At 68.0% G+C, this 25,565-nt stretch carries 28 protein-coding genes; 21 read left to right on the top strand and 7 right to left on the bottom strand.

The window, feature by feature from the left end; all coding sequences use genetic code 11:
• The first annotated feature begins 50 nt into the window (after positions 1-50).
• Complete coding sequence (locus tag DIE06_RS25255; protein ID WP_124663710.1) at positions 51-1,541, top strand: carbohydrate porin; 1,491 nt, start codon at positions 51-53, stop codon at positions 1,539-1,541.
• 93 nt (positions 1,542-1,634) lie between these two features.
• Here DIE06_RS25255 and treA read toward each other — a convergent pair whose 3' ends face one another.
• Positions 1,635-3,359, bottom strand: a complete 1,725-nt coding sequence (gene treA / locus DIE06_RS25250; protein WP_124663709.1) for an alpha,alpha-trehalase TreA — start codon at positions 3,357-3,359, stop codon at positions 1,635-1,637.
• A gap of 319 nt (positions 3,360-3,678) precedes the next feature.
• Between treA and DIE06_RS25245 the strand changes: the two genes are divergently transcribed.
• Together DIE06_RS25245 and DIE06_RS25240 are read left to right on the top strand one after the other, a co-directional pair.
• Positions 3,679-5,067 (top strand): MFS transporter, encoded by a 1,389-nt coding sequence (locus DIE06_RS25245; protein WP_124663708.1) that lies wholly within the window; start codon positions 3,679-3,681, stop codon positions 5,065-5,067.
• 348 nt (positions 5,068-5,415) lie between these two features.
• The gene (locus tag DIE06_RS25240; RefSeq protein ID WP_124663707.1) at positions 5,416-6,627 is read left to right on the top strand and encodes a winged helix-turn-helix domain-containing protein; all 1,212 of its coding nucleotides are present in this window, start codon (positions 5,416-5,418) and stop codon (positions 6,625-6,627) included.
• 52 nt (positions 6,628-6,679) lie between these two features.
• Here the strand turns inward: DIE06_RS25240 and DIE06_RS25235 are convergent, their stop codons facing one another.
• Positions 6,680-6,898 carry a DUF1653 domain-containing protein gene (locus DIE06_RS25235; RefSeq protein WP_006751720.1) on the bottom strand — a complete coding sequence of 73 codons (219 nt, stop codon included), beginning with the start codon at positions 6,896-6,898 and terminating at the stop codon, positions 6,680-6,682.
• Between the two features lie 65 nt (positions 6,899-6,963).
• Positions 6,964-7,407, bottom strand: a complete 444-nt coding sequence (locus tag DIE06_RS25230) for a GNAT family N-acetyltransferase (protein ID WP_124663706.1) — start codon at positions 7,405-7,407, stop codon at positions 6,964-6,966.
• 167 nt (positions 7,408-7,574) lie between these two features.
• Between DIE06_RS25230 and DIE06_RS25225 the strand changes: the two genes are divergently transcribed.
• The gene (locus DIE06_RS25225; RefSeq protein ID WP_124663705.1) at positions 7,575-8,198 is read left to right on the top strand and encodes an HAD hydrolase-like protein; all 624 of its coding nucleotides are present in this window, start codon (positions 7,575-7,577) and stop codon (positions 8,196-8,198) included.
• A gap of 400 nt (positions 8,199-8,598) precedes the next feature.
• On the top strand, positions 8,599-9,171 hold the full coding sequence (locus tag DIE06_RS25220; protein ID WP_124663704.1) for a DUF4142 domain-containing protein: 573 nt from the start codon (positions 8,599-8,601) through the stop codon (positions 9,169-9,171).
• Positions 9,172-9,271: 100 nt separating this feature from the next.
• Here the strand turns inward: DIE06_RS25220 and DIE06_RS25215 are convergent, their stop codons facing one another.
• Both DIE06_RS25215 and DIE06_RS25210 read right to left on the bottom strand, forming a co-directional pair.
• Positions 9,272-9,871: a GNAT family N-acetyltransferase gene (locus DIE06_RS25215; protein ID WP_124663703.1), complete on the bottom strand. Its 600-nt coding sequence runs from the start codon at positions 9,869-9,871 to the stop codon at positions 9,272-9,274.
• Positions 9,872-9,940: 69 nt separating this feature from the next.
• Entirely contained in the window at positions 9,941-10,855 is a 915-nt protein-coding gene (locus tag DIE06_RS25210; protein ID WP_185733472.1) for a LysR family transcriptional regulator, read from the bottom strand.
• Between the two features lie 109 nt (positions 10,856-10,964).
• Here DIE06_RS25210 and lysA point away from each other — a divergent pair, with 109 nt between their 5' ends.
• The 7 genes from lysA to DIE06_RS25175 all read left to right on the top strand — a co-directional run bounded on the left by lysA (position 10,965) and on the right by DIE06_RS25175 (position 16,762).
• Complete coding sequence (gene lysA, locus DIE06_RS25205; RefSeq protein ID WP_124663701.1) at positions 10,965-12,203, top strand: diaminopimelate decarboxylase; 1,239 nt, start codon at positions 10,965-10,967, stop codon at positions 12,201-12,203.
• 147 nt (positions 12,204-12,350) lie between these two features.
• On the top strand, positions 12,351-12,617 hold the full coding sequence (locus DIE06_RS25200) for a hypothetical protein (RefSeq protein WP_124663700.1): 267 nt from the start codon (positions 12,351-12,353) through the stop codon (positions 12,615-12,617).
• Positions 12,618-12,777: 160 nt separating this feature from the next.
• Positions 12,778-13,578 carry a transporter substrate-binding domain-containing protein gene (locus DIE06_RS25195; RefSeq protein WP_124663699.1) on the top strand — a complete coding sequence of 267 codons (801 nt, stop codon included), beginning with the start codon at positions 12,778-12,780 and terminating at the stop codon, positions 13,576-13,578.
• Between the two features lie 95 nt (positions 13,579-13,673).
• A complete protein-coding gene (locus tag DIE06_RS25190) occupies positions 13,674-14,333 on the top strand; it encodes an amino acid ABC transporter permease (protein WP_124663698.1) in 660 nt (219 codons plus the stop codon).
• 44 nt (positions 14,334-14,377) lie between these two features.
• Positions 14,378-15,103: an amino acid ABC transporter ATP-binding protein gene (locus DIE06_RS25185; RefSeq protein WP_124663697.1), complete on the top strand. Its 726-nt coding sequence runs from the start codon at positions 14,378-14,380 to the stop codon at positions 15,101-15,103.
• Positions 15,104-15,152: 49 nt separating this feature from the next.
• Entirely contained in the window at positions 15,153-16,340 is a 1,188-nt protein-coding gene (metC, locus tag DIE06_RS25180) for a cystathionine beta-lyase (protein ID WP_124663696.1), read from the top strand.
• A 77-nt stretch (positions 16,341-16,417) separates the two neighbouring features.
• Positions 16,418-16,762, top strand: coding sequence for a DUF3088 domain-containing protein (locus tag DIE06_RS25175; RefSeq protein ID WP_124663695.1), 345 nt, complete (start codon positions 16,418-16,420; stop codon positions 16,760-16,762).
• A 225-nt stretch (positions 16,763-16,987) separates the two neighbouring features.
• On the opposite strand, the gene DIE06_RS25170 is transcribed toward DIE06_RS25175, so the two are convergent.
• Positions 16,988-17,671 carry a response regulator transcription factor gene (locus DIE06_RS25170; RefSeq protein WP_124663694.1) on the bottom strand — a complete coding sequence of 228 codons (684 nt, stop codon included), beginning with the start codon at positions 17,669-17,671 and terminating at the stop codon, positions 16,988-16,990.
• Positions 17,672-17,955: 284 nt separating this feature from the next.
• Between DIE06_RS25170 and DIE06_RS25165 the strand changes: the two genes are divergently transcribed.
• The 8 genes from DIE06_RS25165 (at position 17,956) to DIE06_RS25130 (ending at position 23,901) form a co-directional block, all read left to right on the top strand.
• Entirely contained in the window at positions 17,956-18,648 is a 693-nt protein-coding gene (locus tag DIE06_RS25165; protein WP_124663693.1) for a DUF2589 domain-containing protein, read from the top strand.
• Positions 18,649-18,663: 15 nt separating this feature from the next.
• Positions 18,664-19,554: a DUF2589 domain-containing protein gene (locus tag DIE06_RS25160; RefSeq protein WP_260433765.1), complete on the top strand. Its 891-nt coding sequence runs from the start codon at positions 18,664-18,666 to the stop codon at positions 19,552-19,554.
• On the top strand, positions 19,538-19,984 hold the full coding sequence (locus DIE06_RS25155; protein ID WP_124663692.1) for a lysozyme: 447 nt from the start codon (positions 19,538-19,540) through the stop codon (positions 19,982-19,984). The genes DIE06_RS25160 and DIE06_RS25155 overlap by 17 nt, the downstream gene beginning before the upstream one ends.
• Positions 19,985-20,150: 166 nt before the next feature.
• Entirely contained in the window at positions 20,151-21,269 is a 1,119-nt protein-coding gene (locus DIE06_RS25150) for a poly(3-hydroxybutyrate) depolymerase (protein ID WP_124663691.1), read from the top strand.
• 55 nt (positions 21,270-21,324) lie between these two features.
• On the top strand, positions 21,325-21,867 hold the full coding sequence (locus tag DIE06_RS25145; RefSeq protein WP_124663690.1) for a hypothetical protein: 543 nt from the start codon (positions 21,325-21,327) through the stop codon (positions 21,865-21,867).
• Entirely contained in the window at positions 21,864-22,484 is a 621-nt protein-coding gene (locus tag DIE06_RS25140) for a hypothetical protein (RefSeq protein WP_124663689.1), read from the top strand. The genes DIE06_RS25145 and DIE06_RS25140 overlap by 4 nt, the downstream gene beginning before the upstream one ends.
• A 111-nt stretch (positions 22,485-22,595) precedes the next feature.
• Positions 22,596-23,213, top strand: coding sequence for a hypothetical protein (locus DIE06_RS25135; protein WP_059526829.1), 618 nt, complete (start codon positions 22,596-22,598; stop codon positions 23,211-23,213).
• A 70-nt stretch (positions 23,214-23,283) separates the two neighbouring features.
• Entirely contained in the window at positions 23,284-23,901 is a 618-nt protein-coding gene (locus DIE06_RS25130; protein ID WP_044848965.1) for a hypothetical protein, read from the top strand.
• A gap of 65 nt (positions 23,902-23,966) precedes the next feature.
• Here DIE06_RS25130 and DIE06_RS25125 read toward each other — a convergent pair whose 3' ends face one another.
• Entirely contained in the window at positions 23,967-24,854 is an 888-nt protein-coding gene (locus DIE06_RS25125) for a DMT family transporter (RefSeq protein ID WP_124663688.1), read from the bottom strand.
• 126 nt (positions 24,855-24,980) lie between these two features.
• On the opposite strand from DIE06_RS25125, the gene DIE06_RS25120 reads away from it, so the two are divergent.
• Positions 24,981-25,565, top strand: a 585-nt coding sequence (locus DIE06_RS25120; RefSeq protein WP_124663687.1) for a GntR family transcriptional regulator, incomplete at its 3' end; no start/stop codon positions are given.

Below are 25,565 nucleotides of genomic sequence, written 5' to 3'. Positions count from 1 at the left end.
CACACTACCATTTCTTCAGCCTAACTAATCAATCAAGCAACGGAACCAACATGAAGGATCGTTTCGAACCCGCACTGCGCAAGCCACGTCTCGATGCGCTCGCGATGCTGCTGCTGTGGCTCGCGGCCGCCCCCGCGTTCGCGCAATCGTCGGCGCCGGCCGCCTCGGCCGAACCGGCGACCGGTGCCAGCGACACCGCCGCCGCCCCCGCACCGGCCGCCGATGCTGCCACGCCCGCTCCCACCGGTCTATGGGAACGTTCGAACCTGTTCGGCAACATGGGCGGCCTGCGCGACGTGCTCGGCGATCACGGCGTCACGCTGAACCTGCAGGAAACCAGCGAATACCTGTACAACGCCGCGGGCGGCACGCAGCGCGGCGGCGCCTATCAGGGCCTCACGCAATTCGGCTTCAACGTCGACACGGAGAAGGCGATCGGACTGCCGGGCGGCACGTTCAACGTGTCGGCGCTGCAAATCCACGGCACCAACCTCACGCAGCGCTATCTGCAGACGCTGCAGACCGCGACCGGCATCGAGGCGAATTCGACCACGCGGCTGTGGGAGCTCTGGTACCAGCAGGCGTTCCTCGACGGCAAGGCCGACGTGAAGGTCGGCCAGCAGAGCGTCGACCAGGAATTCATGGTGAGCCAGTACGCGGCGACGTTCATGAACGCGACGTTCGGCTGGCCCGTGCTGCCGTCGACCGACCTGCCGTCCGGCGGCCCCGCGTATCCGCTGTCGTCGCTCGGCGTGCGGCTGCGCGTGAAGCCGGCCAACGCGTGGACCGCGCTGGTCGGCGTGTTCGACGGCAATCCGGCCGGCCGCGGCGACGGCGATGCCCAGGTGCTGAATGCGCACGGCACCAACTTCAACCTGCGCAGCGGCGCGTTCGTGATCGGCGAGCTCCAGTACGCGCTGAACGCGCCGCCCGCCGATCCTAAGGCGCCGCAACCAGCCGGCCTGCCGGGCACGTACAAGCTCGGCTTCTGGTATCAGTCGCAGCACGCGAACGATCCGCGCGTCGGCACGGACGGGCTGTCGCTCGCGAATCCGGGCAGCAACGGGATTCCCGCCACGCACCGAGGCAACTACGGTTTCTATGCGGTCGCGGATCAGATGGTGTGGCGGCCGTCGGCCGACAGCCCGCGCTCGGTCGGCGTGTTCGCGCGCGTGATGGGCGCGCCGGGCGATCGCAACGTCGTCGATTTCGCGGCAAATGCGGGCGTGACGCTCAAGGCGCCGTTCAAGGGCCGCGACGACGATACGGCCGGCATCGCGGTCGGCTACGCGAAGATCGGCTCGCATGCCCGTGCGCTCGACGGCGACACCGGCACCTATACGACGCCCGGCTATCCGGTGCGCCGCGCGGAAACGGTGATCGAGGCGACTTACCAGTACCAGGTCGCGCCGTGGTGGCAGCTGCAGGCCGACCTGCAGCACTTCTTCCGGCCGGGCGGCGGCATCCCGAACCCGAATGCGGTCGGCGCGCGCATCGGCGACGAAACGGTGGTGGGTGTGCGTACGACGATCACGTTCTGACGCACCACGGATGCGACACGGGCCGGGCCACCGCTTCCAGCGGCGGTCCGGCCCGTGTGCATTCACGTGCTTGCGAGCAACGCACGCCGCGCGTCACTCGCCATACAGCCCGAGCAGTTTCAGCGTGACGCCGTTGGTCCAGCCGAAACCGTCCTGCAGCGGATATTCGCCGCCCCCGCCGCCGCCCGCGCCGGCGCCTTCGACCACGTACTTCTCGACGAGCTTGCCTTCGGTTGCATACACATGCTTCACGTCGGCCAGGAAGCGCGTGCCGATGTCTTTCGCGAGCGCCGGCTCGCCGTAACGGCGCAGCCCGTCGCTCGCGATCCACTGCAGCGGCGCCCAGCCGTTCGGCGCGTCCCACTGCTGGCCCGTGTTCTCGGTCGTCGTCGCGAGGCCGCCCGGCTGCAGCAGCGTCTTGCGCACCTCGCGCGCGGTCGCCTTCGCGCGCTCGGGCCACGCGACACCCGCGAACAGCGGATACAGCGCGGCGGCCGTCACGCCGTCGCGCGGCTTGCGCATCTGCCAGTCGTAGTCGCCGTAATAGCCGCGACGGTTCCACAGATAGTGGTTGATCGCGGCCGCGCGCCGCGCCGCCCGTCCGGAAAAGTCCGCCACGCACGCGATGTCGTGCGTGACCGTGCAGCCCTTCGCGATCGTCGTCTCGAGATGGAACATCAGGCTGTTCAGGTCCACCGGCACGATCGACGTCGTGCGGATCGTCGCGAGCGTCCTGCCGTCGCCGAACCAGCGCGAGCTGTAGTCCCAGCCGCTTTCGGCGCCCGCGCGCAGGTCGCGGTACACCTCGTTCGCGGGGCGATTCGTCACGGCCTTCGCGGTCGTCACATCCTCGAGATACGACTCGTCGCGCGGCGTGTCGCTCGCGTCCCAGTAGCGGTTCAGCACCGCGCCGTCCGGCATCGCGACCACGTGGCGCGCGGCCTGCCCGCGCGGCGTCGTGGTTTCGCCCTGCATCCAGTACGCATGCTCGTTGCGCAGCGCCGGCAGGTACTTCTGGTAGACCTTGTCGCCTTCCGCCTGCGCGGCGAGCGTGACCATGTAAGCGAAGAACGGCGGCTGCGAGCGGCTTGCGTAGTACGTGCGGTTGCCGTTCGGGATGTGGCCGACCGTGTCGAGCAGATGCGCGAAGTTGTCGAGCATGTCGTCGACGAGATCCTCGCGCCCCGACACCTGCAGCCCGAGCATCGTGAAATAGGTATCCCAGTAGTAGCCTTCGCGGAAGCGGCCGCCCGGCACCACGTACGGCTTCGGCATCGGGATCAGCGAGCTGTATGGCGGCACCGTCGTACTGGTGCGCGTGAGCTGCGGCCACAGCCAGTCGATGTGCTGGCGCAGCGTCTGGTTCGCGGGCGGCGTGACCCCGCCCTCCGGCGGCGGCGTGAAGTACTGGTCGACGAACGCCTTCAGCGAGAAGCCCGGCTGCGACTTCTGTTGCTGATACAACTGCACGATCGTCGCCGGATCGGCGTTGGGTGTCGCGTCGACGAAGGTCTTCTGGTCGGGATAGAGCCGGGCGGCCTGCACCGCGACGAACAGGTCGCCGTAGAGCTGGCTCGGCGGCGGCAGCAGCGTGCCGGAGGCCGGGCTCGCGTGCGCCGCCGTGGCGGGCGCGGCGGACTGGCTGGCCGCCTGCATCGCGGCTTGATTTGCACTGTCGGCTTGCGCGGCGCAACCGGCGACGGCGAGGTAAGCAACGGCGAGAATGGCGGCCCAGCGCAGACGCGGCGCGGGCACGGGCGGATGCGAGGCAGGATGCGATGCGGTTGATGCGATCGATGCGGCACGACGTGACGTCATGACGTGTCCCCTCCTTTCGATGGTGAGTGGATCGGCAGGGGTCTCGTTCGCGCGTGCGCTCGTCTCGATGGCCGTCGATCGATGCGCGTCGTTGTATTCCGCAGATGAGCTCCGACTGTCGCACGAAACGCGCATCGCACGCAAGTTTCGCGGCCGGGCCCGCAGGCGCGCGTCATGGGTCATGTCATCCGCCGCAGTCGTCTCTCTTTCCGCGCACGGCAACAGGAACGACTGTTGCAACATGCGGAACAAGCGTTGTCTCACGTGACGCAACGACCACATTGTGGGCATAATGGCGTCTTTACCGCGCGCCCTGCCCATGTCGCCCGTCTTTCTAGCACCGCTCATCGTTGCCTGTGCGTTGTTCATGGAAAGCGTCGACGCCAACATCATCGTCACCGCACTGCCCGCGATGGCGAGGGACTTCGGGCACAATCCCGTCACACTGAACATTGCGATCACGGCCTACGTGGTCGGCCTCGGCGTATTCATCCCGATCTGCGGATGGCTTGCCGACCGCTTCAGCGCACGCTCCGTCTTCCGCACCGCGATCGGCATCTTCGTCGCCGGCTCGCTGATGTGCGCGGCCGCCAACTCCCTCGGCGTGCTCACGTTCGCGCGCTTCGTGCAGGGCGTCGGCGGCGCAATGATGGTGCCGGTCGGCCGGATCATCATCTTCCGCGCGGTGCCGCGCTCCGAACTCGTACGCGCGATGAACTACCTCGCGATTCCCGCACTGTTCGGGCCCACGGTCGGGCCGCTCGTCGGCGGCTTCATCACGACCTACCTGCACTGGCGGATGATCTTCTTCATCAACGTGCCGATCGGCATCTACGGGATCTACCTCGCGAGCAAGCACATCGCGAACACGCACGAGGCCGATCCCGGCCCGCTCGACTGGTTCGGCTTCCTGCTGTCGGCGAGCGGCGCCGCGCTGCTGCTGATGGGCCTCACGCTGATCGACGGCTCGCTCACGTCGCGCGGCAACGCGATCATGATGTGCGTGGCCGGCGCGGTGATGCTCGCGCTCTACGTGCCGTACGCGCGCCGCAAGGAACGGCCGGTGCTCGACCTCAGTTTCCTGAAGATTCCGACCTACCACGCGAGCGTGGTCGGTGGGTCGCTGTTCCGTATCGGCCTCGGTGCGGTGCCGTTCCTGCTGCCGCTCGCGCTGCAGGAAGGCCTCGGGATGAGCGCGTTCCACTCCGGGCTGATCACCTGCGCATCCGCGCTCGGCGGCGCGGTGAGCCGCTCGACGGCCACCCATACGCTGCGCCGCTTCGGTTTTCGCACGGTGCTGATCTACAACGCCGCGTTCGCGGGGCTCGCGATCGCCGCGTACGGCCTGTTCCATCCGGGCATGGCGACCTGGGCGATCTGGACGATCGTGCTGGTCGGCGGCATCTTCCCCGCGCTGCAGTTCACGAGCCTGAATTCGATGATCTACGCGGATATCTCGCAGGCCGACGCGGGCCGCGCGACGAGCCTCGGCAGCGTCGTGCAGCAGATGTCGCTCGGGCTCGGCGTGACGGTCGCCGGCCTCGTGCTGCACCTGTCGCACTGGCTGCAGGGGCATCAGACGATGGTGTGGTCGGATTTCTGGCCCGCGTTCGTCGTGGTCGGGCTGTGTTCGTTCGCGTCGATTCCGATCACGCGGCGGTTGCCGCCCGGCGCCGGCGACGAAGTCGCGCGCGGCAAGCGGCAATAAACGGGCAGTCTGGCGGGGAACAGGCAGGCGGCGGAAAAACCGGAACAACAAAAAAATCAGCGGACATCCACACGGGGCCGGTGCACAGCCGCATGGATGTCCGCTCAGGGCTCCGGGTCTCTCATTGGGGGTTGAGAATCCCGGATCTGCTTCCTGCGTGCCATTGACATATGTGCGTCGGAAGCCGAATCGTTGCGCGCATATTTCGTCGCGCCATGACTGCACTATAAGGAAAGTCACGTCGCGCATCTGTCAACCATTGTCAGACGCGTCGCGGGCGCACGCCGCACACGTGTGCCGCTTTCGCGCTAAAGTGGTGCCCGCCTGCCACCCTCAGCTGCCGCTCCGATGCTTACGCTCTCGCCCGCCGCCGCCCGCGCGCTGCATCTCGCCGCGCAGGGCCTGCTGACCCCGCCCCGCCGCAAGGCCACCAAGGCCGACGTGCTCGACACGATCCGCCGGATGGCGCAGTTACAGATCGATACGATTCACGTCGTCGCGCGCAGCCCGTATCTCGTGCTGTTCAGCCGTCTCGGCGACTTCGCCCCGCAGTGGCTCGACGAACATCTCGCCGAGGCACGCCTGTTCGAATACTGGTCGCACGAAGCGTGCTTCCTGCCGGTCGAGCAATTCGGGCTGATGCGCTACAAGATGCTCGATCCGTCGGGGATGGGCTGGAAATACGCGGCCGACTGGCACGCGCAGAACCGCGCGGACATCGAGCGGCTGCTCGCGAGGATTCGCGACGAAGGCCCCGTGCGGTCGGCCGATTTCATTCGCGAAGACGGTGCGAAAGGCAACGGATGGTGGGACCGCAAGCCCGAGAAAAAACATCTGGAAGTGCTGTTCACGACCGGCCACCTGATGGTGTCCGAGCGCCGCAATTTCCAGCGCATCTACGACGTGCGGGAGCGTGTGCTGCCCGGCTGGGACGATGCGCGCGACCTGCCGCCGCGCGACGCGGTGCTGCCCGCGTTGCTCGACTATACGTGCCGCGCGCTCGGCATCGTGCGCGCGGACTGGGTGGCCGATTACTACCGGCTGCCGCGCCGTTCGTACCGTGCGGAACTCGAGCAACTTGCGGACGCGGGCGAGCTGATTCGTATGGAGATCGCCGACTGGAAGGAGCCGGCCTACGTGCATCGCTCGCTCGAAGCGCTGCTGCCGGCCGCCGCGGCCGACACGCTGCGCTCGACGGTCACCACGCTGCTGTCGCCGTTCGACCCGGTGGTGTGGGACCGGCGGCGCGCATCGACGCTGTTCGGCTTCGACTATACGATCGAGTGCTACACGCCCGCGCACAAGCGGCGCTACGGCTATTTCTGCCTGCCGGTGCTGCATCGCGGCCGGCTGATCGGGCGCGTCGACGCGAAAGCGCATCGCGCGCTCGGCACGTTCGAATTGAAGGCGGTGCATGTCGAGCCGGGCGTGCGGTTCGGCACGGGGCTCGCGGCCGACGTCGCGAAGGCCGTGAAGAAGCTCGCGGCGTGGCATGGCACGCCGGAGGTGACGGTCGCGCACGCGCCGCCCGAATTGACGAAGGCGCTGGCCGGCGCGTAATGCCGGCCGATTCGCGCCGGGCGGTGACGGTGCGCGTGCCGCTTGCTGCCGCTCAGTCGCGCAGCTTGCGAAACCGCGGCGTGCCGTCCGGCAGGTTCTCGTTGAACATCGCTTCCGGCCGTACCCACAGGCCGCGCGCATGCGGCCACAGATGCTCGTACACGACCACCGATTCCTCGGTTTCGGAATGACGGGCGACGCCGATGTAGCGATACAGCCCGCCCTTGTAGTGACGATGCGTGGCGAGCTGTTCGGCTTCCTGTTCGGTCATGATCTGCTTCCTTTCGGCAAAAACGAAAGCGCGTATTGTATGCGCTCGTATGTGCTCGCCGCGCGTCAGCGTTTCGCGTAGATATCGGGACGGCGGATCTCCATCAGCCGCTCGGGATTCGCGGACGGTCCGAAACCGACCGGCCGGTACAGGTCGTGCGCGTCGGTCGTCACGAGCATGATGCGGCGCAGGCTCTGCACCATCGGCTGCGCGAACACGTGGTCGATCAGCGCACGGCCATGGCCGTTGCCGCGTTCAGCCGGCAAGACGAACACGTCGCACAGGTACGCGAACGTCGCGTGGTCGGTCACGAGCCGCGCGAACCCGACGAGCCGGTCGCCGACATACGCGCCGAAGCACAGCGAGCCTTCGATCGCTCGCTCGACGACGTCGCGCGGAATGCCCTGCGACCAGTACGCATCGCGATGCAGGAAATCGAAGATCGCGTCGATGTCGAGTTCGCGCTTGTCGGTGGAAAATCTCAGCGTGGCGGGGGTGGCTGCGGACACGTCGGCTCTCCGGTCGGATCGGGCGGAGCAGCAACGATAGCGCGGTGTGGGCCGGGCCACAAGCGACGCCCGACCTGACCTGCACAGCAAGGAATCGTGCGGCCAACGAGGCTCGATTCGATGATATCGTCGCCTGCTCCTGCTCGATCAACCTCTCGCATCGCCCCATGCCCTATCGACTCATCGCATTCGACTTCGACGGCACCCTCGCCGATTCGCTCGACTGCTTTCTCGCCGCGCTGACGGAGGCATCGCGCCTGCACGGCTTTCGCGACGCGACGCCCGAACTGCGCCCCGCGCTGCGCGGCATGTCGGCGCGCGAGATCATCCGCGCGCTCGAGGTGCCGATGTGGAAGGTGCCGCGCGTGACGCTCGACATGCGGCGGCTCATGCGGCCGCGCATCGCGCACGTGAAGCTGTTCCCCGGCGTCGACGCGACCTTCGACGCGCTCGCCGCGCGCGGCATCCGCATCGCGATCGCGACGTCGAACACCGAGGACATCGTGCGCGATCGGCTCGGCCCGCACGCGAGCCGCTGCGTCGACACGTTCGCGTGCGGCATTCCGCTGTTCGGCAAGGCGCGCCGGCTGCGCGCGCTCGTGCGCGAAGCCGGAATCCCGCCTGCCGACGTGCTGTACGTCGGCGACGAAATCCGCGATGCCGAAGCGGCACGCCGCGCGCGTATCGCCTTTCAAGGCGTCGCATGGGGTTACACAGCCCCCGACGCGCTGCAGTCGCATTGCGCAACGCCGCTGCTGCCGCGTCTCGACGCACTGCTCGATCGCGTGTGAGCGTGCCGCGCGAATCGTGCGGTCGATTCGACGCGTCGTGAAGCGAGCACGCGACGCGCTGCCCGCACGACGATGAAACGCCGATGACACGCGAGCACGTCGCATCGATTGCATGCGCCCCGCGCACGCAAAAATTGCCGCCGCGATACACGCGACAGGTACGCCCTACCTGTCCGCACACGCACCCATCGATTCGTCTTACCAACCGTTACACAAACCACAGCGCGGTTGCACCTGCTACCGGAGCGCTCTCCTAGAATCAGTCGGGCCGGGAAACACTTCGAACGCCGCCGCGGCAGAGCGGCGATCGAGCCCGGCCCGGGCGCGCCCGGTCTCTCTCGCACAGCTACGGATCACGCGATCCGTCCGTTAATCAGAGCCCCGATCGAAAGGAGGTCCCATGAACCGCTTTCCCCAAGTCTCGCGCCTTGCATTGTCTGCCGCTGGCCTGCTTCTCGTCGCCGTGACGGCGACCGCGCAAACGGCGCAACCGGCACCGTCCGCACCGGCCGCCGCCACGCAGACGCGCATCCACGAAGCCGACCAGACCTTCATCACCGACGGCACGAAAACCGTGTCGACCCAGCACGACGCCGCACGCATCGCCGATTCGCGCACGTCGGACAGCCAGGTGAAGGCGTTCGCGCAACGCGTGTCGACCGACGATGAGAAGATCATCCAGGCGATGCGCGCGGCCAGCCCGCGCGGCGTCGACGTGCCGGCCAACGATCCCGACACGGCCGTGCTGGACAGCATCAAGACCCTGCGCGGCGCGGAATTCGACAAGGCGTACATCGAGCAGGTCGCGCTCGCCGGCCAGCAGAAGACGATCTCCGCATTCCAGGCCGAAATCGCGTCGGGCCGCGACACGAAGCTGAAGGAAGTCGCACGCCAGGCGCTGCCGATCCTGCAGGCGCACTACGCGGCCGCGCAGAAGCTCGCGGAACGTCATCACCTCGCATCGGCGCAGTAACGCGATGACCCGCGCGCATCGCGCGCGGCACGCCGCTCCCCCCTCGTCGCGCCGCCGCCCCCCTCTCCGGCGGCGCGACGCCTGCGGCACCTGCCTCGCGTTACGTCGCGAGCTTCGCCCGCAACCGCTCGCTTACCTCGGGCCATTCGTCGTCGATGATGCTGAAGCGCACCGAATTGCGCTTGCGCCCGTCGGGCATGATCCGCTCGTGACGCACGATCCCTTCCTGCTTCGCGCCGAGCCGCAGAATCGCCGCGCGTGACTTCTCGTTCAGTTCGTCGGTCGTGAACTGCACGCGCACACAGTGCAGCGTGTCGAACGCGTACGCGAGCAGCAGCCATTTCGCTTCGGTATTCGCGCGCGTGCGCTGCGCCGATTCGCTCAGCCACGTATGGCCGATCTCGAGCTTGCGATTCGTGCGGTCGATCTTCCAGAAACGCGTGCTGCCGATCGCGCGGCCCGACGCACGCTCGACGATCACGAACGGCATCACGGTGCCGGCCGCACGGCCTTGCAGCGCGGTATCGATATAGGCGTCGACCGTATCCGCTCCAGGCACGACCGTGACCTTCAGATTCCACAATTGGCCGTCCGCCGCGGCATCGAGCAGCGCCTGCCGGTCGGCTGCCTCGAGCGGCCGCAGTTCGACGCGCTCGCCGGTGAGAGTCGGTTGTTCGACAGAAGATGCAGCGTCGGTCATGACGGGTTCCGTTTCCGTGAAAGTGGCGAGCAGGATGCGCGCGACGAAACACCCATCATACGACCCGCGTCAGCCCGGAAGCGCGGCGAGCCGCTGGCGAATCGCCTTCGCTTCGCCGCGCAGCGCATCCGCGAATGCATCGACGAGCAGGCTCTTCGGCCGGTGCTCGGGCACGATCACGCTGACGCGGTACGGAAACGAGCGTGTGAGCGGCCGCACGTGCAGGTCGCGCCCGACGAAATCGAGCGCGGTCAGCGGATTGACGATCGCGGCGCCGAGCCCCTGCCGCACGAACGCGCACACCGATACGGCCGACGGCGTTTCGACCACCGAACGCGGCGCGACACCGAGCTGCGCGAACGCCTCGTCGATCAGGATCCGGTACGGGTCGTTCAGCGACAGGCTCACGAATGGACGATCGGCGAGATCCGCGAGATCGATCGCGCGCCGCGCGAGCAGCGGATGGCCGTCGGGCAGCACGCAGACCTCGTCGACTTCGAGCAGCGGCGTGAGCACGGTGCCGGCCGGCGCGACGTCGTGTTCGGTCAGCCCGAGATCGTAGCGCTGCGCGGTCAGCCACTCCTCGAGCACCGGCGACTCCTGCGTCGCGACCGACACGCTGACGCCCGCGTGCGCCTCGTGAAAACGCCGGCAGGCGCCAGGCAGGATCGCGTGCGAAAACGCCGGCAGCGCGATCACCGACAACTGGCCGTCACGAAACTCGCGCAGCCGCGCGGCCGTCGCCGCGACACGCTCGAGCCCCACATACGCGAGCCGCACGTCGTCGAACAGCGTGAGCGCGGCCATCGTCGGCCGCAGCCGGCCGTGCGAGCGCTCGAACAGCGCGAAGCCGACCACCTGCTCCATCCGCGCGAGCTCGCGGCTGATCGTGGGCTGCGACGTATAGAGCATCTCGGCCGCACGCGTCGTGCTGCCGGTGACCATCAGCGCGCGGAAGACCTCGATGTGCCGGTGTGTGAGCATGACCATATATATCAAAAATGAATCGAATATCGATAAGAAGGCATTTTACTGTATAGATATTCGGGCGCATCATTCACGCTATCCGTTCATTCGATCCGATTTCTCCGCCATGTCCCTCGATTCCCGCCAGCTCGCGACGCTCGCGCAGCAATACGGCACCCCACTATGGGTGTACGACGCCGACGTCATCCGCGACCGCATCGCCCAACTGCGCCAGTTCGACGTGATCCGCTATGCGCAGAAGGCGAACTCGAACCTGCACATCCTGAAGCTGATGCGCGAAGAAGGCGCGTGCGTCGACGCCGTGTCGCTCGGCGAGATCGAGCGCAGCCTCGCGGCGGGATTCAGTCCAGCGGGCGAGCCGGAAGGCGTCGTGTTCACGGCCGACCTGATCGATCGCCCGACGCTCGCGGCCGTGCTGAAGCATGGCGTGACCGTGAACGCCGGCTCGCTCGACATGCTCGCGCGCGTCGGCGAGCACGCGCCCGGCCATCGCGTGTGGCTGCGCGTGAATCCCGGCTTCGGCCACGGCCACAGCAACAAGACCAACACCGGCGGCCCGCAGAGCAAGCACGGAATCTGGATCGACGACGTGCCGCGCGCGATCGAGATCGTGCGCCGGTACGGGCTGAAGCTGGTGGGCATCCACATGCATATCGGCTCGGGCGTCGACTACGGGCACCTGTCGCAGGTGTGCGACGCGATGGTCGACCTCGTCACGTCGCTCGGCCACGACATCGAAGCGATCTCCGCCGGTGGCGGGCTGTCGATTCCGTATCGCGACGGCGAGCCGCGCGTCGACGTCGGTCACTACTTCAGCCAGTGGGATGCCGCGCGCAAGCGGATCGAACGGCATCTCGGCCACGCGGTGCGCATCGAGATCGAGCCGGGCCGCTTCCTCGTCGCCGAGGCCGGCACGCTCGTCACCGAAGTGCAGGCCGTGAACCGTCGGCCGAAGCACGACTTCGTGCTGATCGACGCGGGCTTCAACGACCTGATGCGTCCGTCGATGTACGGCAGCTACCACGCGGTATCCGTGCACGCACCAGATGGCGCGCTGCCGGCCGGCCGGCCGCTCGTCGACATCGCGATCGCGGGGCCGCTGTGCGAATCCGGCGACGTGTTCACGCAGGACGCGGGCGGCGTGGTCACGCACCGCAAGCTCGCGCAGCCGCAGATCGGCGACCTGCTGTTCCTGCACGATGCGGGCGCGTACGGCGCGTCGATGTCCTCGAACTACAACAGCCGGCCGCTCGCGCCGGAAGTGCTCGTCGATCGCGGCACGCCGCGGCTGATCCGCCGCCGGCAGACGATCGGCGAACTGCTCGCGCTCGAAACGTTCGAGTAACACGCATCACACGCGCACGCGCGTTCGACGACTCGAACGCCAACGGCCAGGCTTGCCGCTACCGGCATGCCTGGCCGTTTTGCTTTTCGGCGGTTGCCCTCGGAGCAACCGCTCGACCACGTCGTAGCACCTGATGCTGCGCACCCCGTGCAACCGCAGCAGATCGCTTGCACCGGCTTTCATGCACGGAGAAAAACATTCCACGCCGCGTGGAAAGTCCATGCATTTTTGGAAGCACTTTCCTTTTTGACAAAACTAAGATTGCCCTCAGTCGTTCAGCATTTGCGTCACCGGATACGCATCGACGATGCAGCCGGTCTCCCTTACTCGCACGCCGCACGGGCACCCATGAACACGATGCTTGAACGCTTCGCCGCGCACCGCTACGCCACCGTGCGCGAACGCCTGCCGTAACGCGTCGCGGCACACGGCTCGCGCCGTCTCTCGCCGCACCTTTTCCCGCGCCGCATTCCACTGCGGCCCGCTTCCCGCCCACGGCGACGCCGCCCGTCGCCGCGGATGCGCTCACCCTGACTTTTCGACAACGACGTTTCGACAACACCCGGAGACAACCATGAAGCCCTTCACCCCGACGCTCAAGCAAACCCTCGCCGCCGCCCTCCTCTGCGTGGCGGCCACGGCATCGCATGCGGCGGACCTGCTCGACACCGTCAAGCAGGCCGGCGTGCTGAAGATCGCGCTCGAAGGCACCTACCCGCCGTTCGACTATCGCAATGCCGAAGGACAACTCGAAGGGTTCGACGTCGACGTCGCGAAGGCGGTCGCCGCGCGGCTCGGCGTGAAGCCGCAGTTCGTCACGACCGAATGGAGCGGGATTCTCGCCGGGCTGCAGGCCGGCAAGTTCGACGTGATCGTCAACCAGGTCGCGATCACGCCGTCGCGCCAGCAGGCGCTCGACTTCAGCACGCCGTATGTGTATTCGTCCGCGCAGCTGCTGCAACGCCAGAACGACACGCGTGCATTCAAGTCGCTCGACGAGCTCAGGGGCAAGAAGGTCGGCGTGACGATGGGCAGCAACTACGTCGATCTCGTGAAGACGGTGCCCGCGATCGATCTGCAGGTCTATCCGGGCACGCCGGAGAACCTGCGCGACCTCGCGGCCGGCCGTATCGACGCGGCGGTCAACGACCGCCTGATGCTGAGCTACCTGATCAAGAACTCGCACCTGCCGCTGCGCCCGGGTTCCATGCTCGCCGGCGGCGAGGACCGGATGGGCATCCCGTTCCGCAAGGGCAATCCGAAGTTCGCGAAGGCGATCGACGACGCGGTCGCGTCGCTGCAGCAGGACGGCACGCTGAAGAAGATCTCGATGCAGTGGTTCGGCTCGGACACGACGAAGCCCATCACGCAATAACGCAGCCGCCACGCGCCCGCGCGCACGCACGCGCGGGCCGGCCGCCACACAGCCGATACACAAGCGGCACACGACACACAATCAGGAGACACGCGATGGAAGCACTCGATCTGGTCATTCAAACCCTGCCCGTGATGGTGAAGGGCGCGCTGCTCACGCTGAAGTTCGCGGTGGCGTCGATGGCGCTCGGCCTCGTCGTCGGGCTCGTCGTCGCGATCCTGCGGATCGGCAGCAACCGGTTCGCGTCCGGTCTCGCGCAGGGCTACGTCAGCCTGATGCGCGGCACGCCGCTGCTCGTGCAGATGTTCGTCGTCTACTACGGGTTGCCGGATCTCGGCATCACGCTCGACCCGACGACGGCCGGCATCTTCACGCTCACGCTCAACGCCGGTGCGTACCTGTCGGAAAGCATGCGCGGCGCGATCCTCGGCATCGGCCGCGGGCAATGGGCGGCCGCGCACAGTCTCGGCCTCACGCACGTGCAGACGCTGCGCTACATCGTCTGCCCGCAGGCGCTGCGCCTCGCGGTGCCGAGCCTCGGCAACACGCTGATCAGCCTGATCAAGGACACGTCGCTCGTGTCCGTGATCACCGTCACCGAGCTGCTGCGCTCGACGCAGGAAGTGATCGCCGCGACGTTCCAGCCGCTGCCGCTCTACCTCGCGGCCGCCGCGATCTACTGGGTGCTGAGCACGCTGCTCACGCGACTGCAGGGCCGCGTCGAGACACGCCTCTCGCTGCCGTCCACGCACTAAGCATGCGCGCGTCATTCAACCCGAACCTCAACCACGGACAACCCATGATTACGCTCGACAACGTCTCGAAGTGGTATGGCAAGCATCAGGTCCTTTCCGCCTGCAGCGCGGCGGTATCGAAAGGCGAAGTGGTCGTCGTCTGCGGGCCGTCGGGCTCCGGCAAGTCGACGCTGATCAAGACGATCAACGGCCTCGAGCCGTTCCAGAAGGGCAGCATCGTCGTCGACGGCATGCGGCTCGGCGATCCGGCCGCGAAGCTCGCGCAACTGCGCGCGCGGGTCGGCATGGTGTTCCAGCATTTCGAGCTGTTTCCGCACCTGTCGATCACCGACAACCTGACGCTCGCGCAGGTCAAGGTGCTCGGCCGCTGCAAGGACGAAGCGATCGAGAACGCGATGAAGCTGCTCGATCGCGTCGGCCTGAAGGCGCATGCGAACAAGTATCCGGGGCAGTTGTCCGGCGGCCAGCAGCAACGCGTCGCGATCGCGCGCGCGCTGTCGATGAACCCGGTCGCGATGCTGTTCGACGAGCCGACCTCCGCGCTCGACCCCGAGATGATCAACGAAGTGCTCGACGTGATGGTCGAACTCGCGCGCGACGGCATGACGATGGTGTGCGTCACGCACGAGATGGGCTTCGCGAGGAAGGTCGCGCATCGCGTGATCTTCATGGACCAGGGCGCGGTGGTCGAGGATGCGGCGAGCGATGCGTTCTTCGCCGCGCCGCGCTCCGAACGCGCGCGCGACTTCCTCGACAAGATCCTGCACTGACCGCGCGACGGCTTCGCTCCGAATTGACCGACTTTCAAAGGACGACATCTTGAACCAACCGCACTCGACCGACACCCTGCTCGCACACGAAGGCCGCACGCACGGCCAGCCCGGCTTGCCGGTGAATCCGCCCGTGTATCGCCAGTCGACGCTGCTCTTTCACGGCACCGACGCGCTCGACGCGGTGCGCGGCACGCCGCTCGCGTACGGACGCCACGGCAGCCCGACCACGCGGGCGCTCGAGAAGGCGCTCGCGCGCCTCGAAGGCGCGCACGCCGCGCTGCTGACGCCGAGCGGGCTCAGCGCGATCACGACCGCGCTGCTCGCGGTGCTGAATCCCGGCGACCATCTGCTGATGGCCGATTCGGTGTACGACCCGACCCGCTCGTTCTGCGACGAGACGCTCGCCCGCCTCGGCATCGAGACGACCTACTACGATCCGTCGATCGGCGCCGGCATCGCGTCGCTGATGCGGCCGAACACGCGCGCGGTCTTTACCGAATCGCCGGGCTCGCTGACCTTCGAGGTACAGGACATTCCCGCGATCTGCCGCGTCGCGCACCAGCACGATGCGGTCGTGCTGCTCGACAACACGTGGGGCACGCCGCTGAATTTCCGCTCGTTCTCGCACGGCGTCGACGTGTCGATTCACGCGGCGACCAAATACATCGCCGGACACTCCGACGTGCTGATGGGCGTGATCCTGACCACCGAAGCACTCGCGCAGAAGGTCACGCGCTGCTACCGGCAGCTCGGGATGACCGTCAGCGGCGACGATGCGTATCTCGCGCTGCGCGGCCTGCGCACGCTTTCGGTGCGCCTCGAACGCCACCAGCGCAACGCGCACGTGCTGACCGAATGGCTCGCGCGGCAGCCGGAAGTCGCGCAGATCCTGTATCCGGCGCGGCCGGGCGATGCCGGCCATGCGCTGTGGCAGCGCGACTTCACGGGCGCATGCGGATTGTTCGGCCTGGTGCTGCATCCGCAGCCCGACGATGCGGTGCGCGCGCTGCTCGACGGCATGACGTGCTTCGGCATGGGCTACAGCTGGGGCGGCTTCGAAAGCCTGATCATCCCGTCGAATCCGTCGCGCCACCGCTCCGCGACGCAATGGGCGGCGGCCGGCCCGCTGCTGCGCATCCACGCGGGGCTCGAGCATCCGGACGACATGATCGCCGACCTCGACGCCGGGTTCGCGAGACTGCGCGCCGCCGTGGCCGCGCTCGCGGAAGCCTGACCGCGGGCACGTCGCACGCAGCACCCCACACGACCCTGTTTCTTCAACGTTCGACCACCACTGATAGCGAGGCCATCATGAAAGACACGCTGTTCATCCTCCGTCCGGGCTTTTTCAAGGACTCCGAAGGTCCGTTCTACTGCGGCGATTCGGTTGCCGTTGAAGGGCTGCTGAGCTTCTATCCGCAGTTGCGCGACGCCGTCGCGGTCGAGTACGTCGACGCGCCGCGGCCGCGCCGGCCGATCGTCGCGCTGATCGGCGAGGACAACCAGTCCGCGCCGGTGCTCGTGCTCGGCGACGGGCAGGCGCCGAAGGACGACGCGATCGGGATTCGCGAACACAACGGCCGCCGCTTCATCGATTCCCCGGCCGATATCCGGCGCTACCTGTCCTCGCAATACGGCGTCGCGCACGTCGCGTAAGCACGCCGGCGCCCGATCTCGACGGGCGCCACCAAACGGGGCGTGCGGCAAGCGCGTCCCGTTCGCCGTCTCCGGCATGCACGTCGCCACGCGCGTGCCATGTACTCGGCCACGCGGATTCGCCGCTACCGATGACCGGCCCGGGCACCCCACCCTCGACCGTATGAACCTCAACGCAACGCGACACCGGATGCCGGCACACACCGGGGCCTGTCGCGACCGGCGTCAGCCGGGCGAACTGCAGGCAGGCGCGAACGCGAATGCCGCCGGCTCGGACGGCACGTGGCGCGCAAGCCACAACGCGGCCTCGGTCCGGTTGCTCACGCCGATCTGGCGGAACAGCGCATACAGGTGGTTCTTGATCGTGCCTTCCGCGACGTTCAGCACGCGGCAGATCTGCTTGTTCGACTTGCCTTCGGCCAGCAGCCGCAGCACGTCGCGCTGGCGCGGCGTGAGGCGCTCGAATGCGCGATCGTCGCCGGCCGGCACGCCGCCCGGGCGCGCCTGCGTCGCGCCGCCGTCGTTCGGCGGCACGTAGATCGCACCGGCCGCGACCCGGCCGAGCGCATCCGCGAACTCGTCGGCACTCGCGTGCCGGTCGATGATGCCGGCCGCCCCCGCCAGCAGTGCATCGGCGATCGTGCGGCGGCACACGGCGGCCACCACGCACAGCCACGGCGCGCCGGCGAACGCCTCGTTCAGCACGCTCGGCCAGCTCGGCCGTGCGGCGTGCTCGTCGCATTCGATCGTGATGGCCTCGACCGTCTCGGGAAGCAACGCGTCGCGCAAGCGCAAGACGTCCTCCGGACGGCGGGCCGACCAGACATGCCAGCTGACGTCGCGTTTACACAGTACGTCCGCCACACCCGCGACGAATAACGGCGGGCTATCGATCATCAGAACGTTCATTGCGCGGTTTCCTCGAAATCGGGATGCTCGGTTTAGGTCTTTTTTGCTTCCCTACCCGGCGTTTTTTTTACCGCTGTTTCACGCACCGCGCACTAGGCCCGTCGCTCCGTGACGAATGGCCTAATTCGTCCACGCCGCGCCCCGCCACGTGTGCCGATGCCCGTCGCGGGCCGGCCCGGGCCGCCGGACGTGACGGACGTCATATTTGGTAAACGTCTTCAATTTCGTAACGTGAATAACGACAGCGAATTTCCGTTGTCTTCAACGCGAAGAGGAGTTTATTCATGGACGCGAATTTCATCGGCTCGGTGATTAACGCTTTACCCATGGACCAAATGATCGCCGGCCCGTTAAAAGCGATGATCAGCGCGCAGACGCAGGCCGCGAAGAGCTACGCGGATTTCCTGATGCAGGTCTGTATCCAGGGCGGCAAGGCCGTGGCCGTCCAGTTCGACTACGACGAGACGCTGGTCGACGAAAGCGGCGTGTCGAAAGGCGTCGTGCAGAAGACGATGCGCATCCCGTTGCTCGCGGCGATCGTGCACCCGATCATCGCGATCGAGGAAGGCACGATCGACTTCGAGATGGAAATCACGCAGTCGGAGAAGTCGTCGTCGTCGACCGAGGCCGGCGGTGAGTTCCAGGCGAAGTTCGGCTGGGGGCCGATCAGCGTCAGCGTGTCCGGGCGCGTGTCGCACAAGGCGGAGCAGACGCGCAGCACCGACACGCGCGCGAAATACTCGATCCACACGCAGGTGAAGCGCCAGTCGCCGCCCGAGGCGCTGATGCGCGTGATCGACTTCCTGACCGAAGCCGCGACCAAGCCGGTCGTCACCGAAGGCAACGCGAAGGCCGTGAAGCCGCTGCCGTCGACGCCGACCGACGGCAAGCTGGTCGGCGACGCATCGGGGTCGGGCGGTAGCGCGACCGCGCCTGCCGGCGCGGGTGCGGATGCCCAGCAGCCGGCGCACGCGTAAGCGCGAGGACCGGCCATGTTCAGGCTCTTCAGACGGTCGCGCCGCGCGGGCGGCGGCGGGCAGGACGACGGGGATACGCGCCCGGGCGGCGGCACGGCCCGGCTTGAACCGGACGGGCCGGTCCCGCCGCCGGCCGCGCCGGCAGCGGGCCTTACCGGTGCGGTCGCGGGCGCCGCTGCACCGGTGTCGGTAACCGCCGATCCGGCACGCCACGCGTCGCCCGATGCCGCCGGATGGCCGGCCGGTGCCGTGCCGGGCACGAACGACACATCGACCGCCCCGCCCGGCGCGTCCGCCGGCGGCTTGCCGCCCGCTCCGCCCGGCCCACCGGCGCCGCCCGCCGCTCCGCCCGGCACGCCGGCCGACGATGAGCGCCCGCCGCCGCGCGGCATCGCGCTCGACGAGATCGCGCGCGGGATGCAGCACGCCGCCGCCGCCGCGAACCAGCTGCTCGCGCACCAGTACACGGCCGTGCTCGACCAGTTCTTCGACCTGCGCGACGACGGCCTGCTCGCGCCGCGCGAGGTCACGGTCGCGCTCGACGCGGAGCACACGATGCCGGTGCCGCTCGTCGCGCTCGCCACGCCGCGCGGGCTCGCGCTCGACCGGATGATCGTGCACCTGACCGTGCGCGGCGACTTCACCGAGGCGCTGCCGGCCGGCGGCATCGCGGGCGACGACGACCAGCGCGGCCGCTTCTACGTGACGTTCGCGCCGCGCTCCGCAAAGAAGGACGCGCAGGGCAATGCGCGGCAGCGTGACACCGAGCACATCGACATCGAAATGCAGTTCGCGGCGCTGCCGCCGCCCGAAGCGATCATGCGCGTGATCGACGAATACACGCATCGCCTGGTGCCGCGCGCACGGCCGGGCAGCAAGGAGAACGACGATGGCGAACCAGCCTGAACGCACCGGTGAGCAAGGCATCGCGCTGATCAAGCAGTTCGAGGGGCTACGGCTCGCGCGCTATCTCGATGCGGTCGGCAAGCCGACGATCGGCTACGGGCACCTGATCCTGCCGAACGAGCGCTTCACGCGCCCGCTCACGCCGGCCGAAGCCGAGGCGCTGCTGCGGCGCGACCTGCGCGGCGCCGAGCTGAACCTGCGCAAGCTGCTTCACGTGCCGGTCACGCAGCAGCAGTTCGATGCGCTGATGTCGTTCGTCTTCAATCTCGGCGCGGGACGGCTGCGCTCGTCCACGCTGCTGCGCTACCTGAACGCCGGCGCGAGCGCGCGGGCGGCCGACCAGTTCCTCGTCTGGAACAAGGCGGGCGGCAAGCCGTTCGCGGGGCTCACGAAGCGCCGCCAGGCCGAGCGCGCGCTGTTTCTGTCATGAGCGCCGCGACGCCGCACCGGCCGAACGTCACGGGTCGCCGCGCATGCCGTTCGCGCCATTTCGCATGTCGTCGGCTGCCCGTAAGCTGAAACCGTCGCCGAAGCCTTGCCGCACCCGATCCGTTCCAATCATCCGTCATCCGCCACTCGTCACAATAGGAGCCCACATGAACGTCACTCGCTCGCCCGGCCGCACGATGCCGCCCCGCCTCGCCGTTTCGCATGCGGTGCGCCGCGCGCTGGGCGCCGCCTGCGTCGCCGTTACCGCCGCGGCGACGGTCGCGCCGCAACCCGCCGTCGCCGCCACCGCCGATCCGTTGCCTGCTTATGCGGCCGACCTGCAGCGCACGTCGGTGTCCGGGCTGTCGTCCGGCGGCTTCATGGCCGCGCAGTTCGACGTCGCGTACTCGAGCCGGCTGATCGGCGCCGGTATCGTCGCGGGCGGCCCGTTCTATTGCGCGGGCGTGAACGCGCTGATCCCGCCGGCGGTGGCCGCGACCACGCTGTGCATGCAGCCGATCGGCCCCGCACCGTCCGCGGCCGATGCGTGGCGCGCCGCGCGCACGTTCGCGCAGCGTGGCGAGATCGACGATCCGGCCGCGTTGCGCGGTCAGCGCATCTACGTGTTCAGCGGCGCGAAGGATACGGTGGTGTCGACGCGCGTCGTCGACCAGACCGCGCGCTTCTACACGCTCGCCCAGGTCCCGGCCGCGAACCTCCAGTACCGCGAATCGCCGGAAGCCGGGCATGCGTTCATCACGAACCGCCCCGAGGACAACGCGTGCAGTGCGAACGCGAGCCCGTATATCGACAACTGCGGCTTCGAGCAGGCGCACGACATCGTGCGCTGGATCTACGGCACGCCCGACAAGCCGCTCAATCCGCCGGCCGCGCGGGCAGGCGGCAAGCTGCTGAAGTTCGACCAGCGCGCGTTCGATCCGCGGCGCAATGCGTCGCTCGGCGATACCGGCTACGCGTACGTGCCGGCCGATTGCGAGCGCGTGACCTGCGCGGTGCACGTGGTGTTCCACGGCTGCGTGCAGAACGTCGCGGCCGTCGGCGAGAAGATGATTCGCGGCGTCGGCTACAACGAGATCGCCGATACGAACCGGCTGATCGTGCTCTATCCGCAGGTCGAGAAATCGGCCGTCAATCCGCTCGGCTGCTGGGATTTCTGGGGCTATACGAGCACGGATCCGCTCCACCCCGGCTTCTATCGCCGCGACGCGCCGCAGATGGCCGCCGTGATGCGGATGGTGCAGCGCCTCGGTGCCGCGCGCCAGTAATCCGCGTATCGGCCGCCGTCACGCCGTCATCGCCCCTTCTTCACGAGGAATCGCCATGTTCTCGACGTTCATCGCCCAATGGGAACGCGCGCACGCCGACGCGCTCCAGCTGTTCGGCAAGGTCGCCGCGCAGACGACCGACCCCGGCGGCACGCCCGGCGGCCCCGCGTGGCGCGCGTTCGCGCACACCGCGCTGCTCGCCGGCCACCGCTACACGGATGCATGCCAGGCCGCGACCGACGCGTGGTGGCGCGGCCAGCTCGAGCGATTCGCGCTCGGCGGTTCGGCCGCCGCGGTCAAGGAGCTGGCGGCCCTGAACGCGGATCTCGCGACGCGCTTCACGCAAAGCCATCTGCAGCATGCGGGCGCGATGGCCGATGCGGCCGCGCAATACCTCGACGATCTCGGCCGCACGCGCGGCCCGGCCGATGCCGCGATGGCGCTCGGCCGCTTCGCCGGCGACCTGCAGGCCCAGGCGCGTGCGCATGCGCTGCACGTCGCGTCGCTCGCGAACGGCGTCGCACCCGCGCTTGCGCAGTGGGCCGACCGCACGCTGCGCGACGATCGCGGCACCCCCGATCAGGAGCACACGTCATGAACATCAAGCTCCGCTTCATCAATCGCTCGAACGACTGCGGCAACAGCGAGGTCGTGCTGTTCCAGCGCGACGTGATCCCCGATCTCGACGCGTTCGCGATCGCATGGAAGGTGATCCGCTATTGCGGGCGCGACTGCTTCCATCCGTTCGACTACTCGACCGACATCGACGTCGCGCTCGGCGACGAACACGGCAACTTCTCGCCGCGCATCGCGGCGCCCGCCGGCGTGCGCCTCGTGGTGGACGCGCAGCCGACCGGACGCGGCCGGCTCGTGCCCGACCCGGCCGATGCGCCGGGCGGCAACATCGAGGTCGTCAACCGGATGCGGCGCGGCGCGGTGAACGTCAACGCGTTCAGCGCGGGCCGGCTGATCGCGGTGAAGGAAGCGGTCGCGCCCGGGCAGAAGGCCGTGTTCCGCTTCACGCCGACGCTGTGGATCGGCGTGGCGTCGCAGATACAGGAAAGCCGCGCGCTGCACGCGGCGGTGATGTCGAGCGCGAACACGCTGCTGCCGCTGGCAGGCGTCGCCGCGGCCGACATCGTGATGACGGGCGGCGGCACCGGCGCCGACGCGCAGCCGTTTGCGTTCGCGCTCGAACATATCGTGCGCGCGTAGCGTCGCCCGACACGGATTGAACCGGCTTGACGGCACGGCTTCACGGCCGGGCCGGCGGGAAAGGTGTGCGGCAGACCGACTGCCGTTCTTTCAAACTCAAGGAGCAACGACGTGGATATCCAACTGAACCTGATCAACCGCTCGAACGACGCGAACAACTCGAGCGTCGTGATCTTCCAGAAGAACGTGGCGACCGACTTCGACGAACTCGCGATCGCGTGGAAGGTGATCCGCAATTGCGGCCAGGGCGACAACCATCCGTTCAAGTTCCCGATGACGATGAGCGTGAGCGCGAGCGACAGCTGGGGCAACTACATGCCGCAGCAGGTCGCGGCGAACGGCCAGGTGTTCCAGGTCGTGCGCTCCAGCTCGGGCGACGTGCTGCAGCTCGGCGGCGACCCGGGCGCGAGTTCCGAGGTGCAGGTGCGCAACGACCTGCCGGCCGGCGCGATCAACGCGACGATCTACAAGGACGGCAGCGCGCTCGCGCGCAAGACGTCCGTCGCACCGGGCCAGAAGGCCGTGTTCCAGTTCAAGCCGACGATCTGGATCGGCGTCGCGTCGCAGATCGAACAGGGCGCGCTGATGAATTCCGCGGTGATCTCCGACATCAACACGGAACTGTCGCTGCTCGGCATCGCGAGCGCCGACATCGTGATGACCGGCGGCGGCCCCGGCCCGCGCTCGATGCCGTTCACGTTCCGGCTGGAAAACGTGGTGATGGCGTAACGGTTCGTGCGCCGGCGATGCACGGCCGGCGCCGTTTCAATCAGTTATCCGAATCGAATCAAGGTGACTCATGGACATCAATCTCAACTTCGTCAACCTGTCGAACGACGTCAACAACAGCCAGATCGTGATCTTCCAGAAGAACGTGTCGACGGACTTCGACGAGCTCGCGATCGCGTGGAAGGTGATCACCAACTGCGGACGCGGCGACAACCATCCGTTCGTGTTCCCGCTGCTGACGACCGTCTCCGCGAGCGATGCCGACGGCAACTACATGCCGCAAAAGCGCGCGGACAACGGACAGGTCTTCAACGTGTCGCGCTCGACGTCGGGCAACGTGCTCGCGCTGGCCGGCCCGGCGCCGACGTCGCGCGAGATCCAGCTGCGCAACGACTTGAGCCAGGGGGCGATCACCGCGTCGGTCTTCAAGGACAACCGGCTGCTCGCGCACAAGACGGGCATCGTGCCGGGCCAGAAGGCCGTGTTCGAGTTCAAGCCGACGCTGTGGATCGGCACCGCGTCGCAGATCGAACAGGGTGCGGTGATGAATTCGGCCGTGCTGTCCGACATCAACACCGAACTGTCGCTGCTGGGGATCAAGAGTGCCGACATCGTGATGACGGGCGGCGGCGGCGGCACCACCGCGACCGCGTACCAGTTCCGGCTCGCGAACGTGGTGATGGGGTAAACGGCACACGCGCGACGGCGAACGGGCTGCACCCGTCACGTCGTCGCGCGGCCGCGGTGCGTGAATCAGCTCGCGCGCTGCACGGGCGCCATCCTCGAGAAGTACTTCGCACCTGCCACGCAGCCGACGACGACGATCGTCACCACGAGCATCGACGGCGGCACCGTCTCGTGCAGCAGCCCGGCCGCGAGCAGGAAGCCGAAGAACGGCTGCAGCAGCTGCAGCTGGCCGACGCCCGCGATCCCGCCGAGCGCGAGGCCGCGATACCAGAACACGAAGCCGATCAGCATGCTGAACAGCGACACGTACGCGAGCCCCCACAGCGCGGCGGCGTCGACGCCGTCGAACGTCGCGGGCCATGTGAACCACGCGAGCGGCAGCATCACCGGCAGCGACAGCACGAGCGCCCACGAGATCACCTGCCAGCCGCCGAGCTGGCGCGACAGGCGCGCGCCTTCCGCGTAACCGAGACCGCACGCAACGATCGCGGCCAGCATCAGCGTGTCGCCCACCACCGACGCGCCGCCGCCGTTGCGCAGCGCGAACGCGGCCACCGCGCCGCTGCCGACCAGCGAGAAGATCCAGAACGGCAGCCGCGGCCGTTCGCCGCCGCGCCAGACACCGAACAGCGCGGTCGCGAGCGGCAGCAGCCCGACGAACACGATCGCATGCGCGGACGTCACGTGCTTGAGCGCGAGCGCGGTCAGCAACGGAAAGCCGACCACGACCCCGAGCGCGACGACGACCAGCGATACGGTTTCCGCACGCGTCGGCCGCCTCTGCTTCAGCGCGACGAGCAGGATCAGGCCGAGCACGCCGGCGATCGTCGCGCGCGCGAACGTGAGGAACAGCGGGTCGAGGCCCTGCACCGCGACGCGCGTCGCGGGCAGCGAGCCACTGAAGATGATCACGCCCAGCAGGCCGCTGAGCCATCCGTCGGTCGTCTTGTGCACGGGAAATCCTGATCGGAAAAAGGTGGATGTCCGATGATCCGCCGCCCGCGAAAAGCGCGTAAGCTACAGCCCAATACAATTTGGACAAACTGTACTGGACAACCGGCCGTACAGTTCATTCTCGCCATGAACCGCTCCGCGCCAGACCCTGCTCCGCCCGCGCCGTCGCGCACGCGCGTGGAAACCGTGATGGATACGCTGCGCGCACGGATCGCGAGCCGCGCGCTGATGCCCGGCGCGCGCGTGCCGTCGATCCGGATGATGGCCGACGCGCTGCACGTATCGAAATCGACCGTCGTCGACGCCTACGAGCGGCTCGCGAGCGAAGGCGTGCTCGTCGCGCGGCGCGGCTCCGGCTTCTACGTGTCGGGGCACGCGCCGCCGCTCGCGCTCGCCGAACTCGGCCCGCGGCTCGATCGCGAACTCGATCCGCTGTGGCTGTCGCGCCAGGCGCTCGAAGCCGCGCCGAGTTCCGTCAAGCCCGGGTGCGGCTGGCTGCCGTCATCGTGGCTGCCGGACGAAAGCCTGCGACGTGCGCTGCGCGCGGTGTCGCGCGGCGAAGCCGATGCACTGACCGACTACGCGACACCGCTCGGGTTGCCCGCATTGCGCCAGCAGCTCGCGTGGCGGCTCGCGCAGCACGGCGTCCATGCGGAGCCCACGCAGATCATGCTGACCGACGGCGGCACGCATGCGCTCGATCTCGTATGC

The sequence above is a fragment of the Burkholderia sp. Bp8998 genome (assembly GCF_003854235.1).
Lineage (GTDB): Bacteria > Pseudomonadota > Gammaproteobacteria > Burkholderiales > Burkholderiaceae > Burkholderia.
This window is presented reverse-complemented; position numbering and strand designations above follow the sequence as displayed.

Excerpts from the sequence above, each read along its gene's own strand:
- DIE06_RS25140 (WP_124663689.1), top strand. The coding sequence starts at position 21,864 with ATGAACATCAAGCTCCGCTTCATCAATCGCTCGAACGACTGCGGCAAC.
- DIE06_RS25195 (WP_124663699.1), top strand. The coding sequence starts at position 12,778 with ATGAAGCCCTTCACCCCGACGCTCAAGCAAACCCTCGCCGCCGCCCTC.
- DIE06_RS25215 (WP_124663703.1), bottom strand. The coding sequence starts at position 9,871 with ATGACCGACGCTGCATCTTCTGTCGAACAACCGACTCTCACCGGCGAG.
- DIE06_RS25225 (WP_124663705.1), top strand. The coding sequence starts at position 7,575 with ATGCCCTATCGACTCATCGCATTCGACTTCGACGGCACCCTCGCCGAT.
- DIE06_RS25190 (WP_124663698.1), top strand. The coding sequence starts at position 13,674 with ATGGAAGCACTCGATCTGGTCATTCAAACCCTGCCCGTGATGGTGAAG.
- DIE06_RS25160 (WP_260433765.1), top strand. The coding sequence starts at position 18,664 with ATGTTCAGGCTCTTCAGACGGTCGCGCCGCGCGGGCGGCGGCGGGCAG.
- DIE06_RS25245 (WP_124663708.1), top strand. The coding sequence starts at position 3,679 with ATGTCGCCCGTCTTTCTAGCACCGCTCATCGTTGCCTGTGCGTTGTTC.
- DIE06_RS25150 (WP_124663691.1), top strand. The coding sequence starts at position 20,151 with ATGAACGTCACTCGCTCGCCCGGCCGCACGATGCCGCCCCGCCTCGCC.
- DIE06_RS25185 (WP_124663697.1), top strand. The coding sequence starts at position 14,378 with ATGATTACGCTCGACAACGTCTCGAAGTGGTATGGCAAGCATCAGGTC.
- DIE06_RS25175 (WP_124663695.1), top strand. The coding sequence starts at position 16,418 with ATGAAAGACACGCTGTTCATCCTCCGTCCGGGCTTTTTCAAGGACTCC.
- DIE06_RS25145 (WP_124663690.1), top strand. The coding sequence starts at position 21,325 with ATGTTCTCGACGTTCATCGCCCAATGGGAACGCGCGCACGCCGACGCG.
- treA (WP_124663709.1), bottom strand. The coding sequence starts at position 3,359 with ATGACGTCACGTCGTGCCGCATCGATCGCATCAACCGCATCGCATCCT.
- DIE06_RS25240 (WP_124663707.1), top strand. The coding sequence starts at position 5,416 with ATGCTTACGCTCTCGCCCGCCGCCGCCCGCGCGCTGCATCTCGCCGCG.
- DIE06_RS25165 (WP_124663693.1), top strand. The coding sequence starts at position 17,956 with ATGGACGCGAATTTCATCGGCTCGGTGATTAACGCTTTACCCATGGAC.
- DIE06_RS25210 (WP_185733472.1), bottom strand. The coding sequence starts at position 10,855 with ATGCTCACACACCGGCACATCGAGGTCTTCCGCGCGCTGATGGTCACC.
- DIE06_RS25220 (WP_124663704.1), top strand. The coding sequence starts at position 8,599 with ATGAACCGCTTTCCCCAAGTCTCGCGCCTTGCATTGTCTGCCGCTGGC.
- DIE06_RS25170 (WP_124663694.1), bottom strand. The coding sequence starts at position 17,671 with ATGAACGTTCTGATGATCGATAGCCCGCCGTTATTCGTCGCGGGTGTG.
- DIE06_RS25130 (WP_044848965.1), top strand. The coding sequence starts at position 23,284 with ATGGACATCAATCTCAACTTCGTCAACCTGTCGAACGACGTCAACAAC.
- lysA (WP_124663701.1), top strand. The coding sequence starts at position 10,965 with ATGTCCCTCGATTCCCGCCAGCTCGCGACGCTCGCGCAGCAATACGGC.
- DIE06_RS25155 (WP_124663692.1), top strand. The coding sequence starts at position 19,538 with ATGGCGAACCAGCCTGAACGCACCGGTGAGCAAGGCATCGCGCTGATC.
- DIE06_RS25255 (WP_124663710.1), top strand. The coding sequence starts at position 51 with ATGAAGGATCGTTTCGAACCCGCACTGCGCAAGCCACGTCTCGATGCG.
- DIE06_RS25235 (WP_006751720.1), bottom strand. The coding sequence starts at position 6,898 with ATGACCGAACAGGAAGCCGAACAGCTCGCCACGCATCGTCACTACAAG.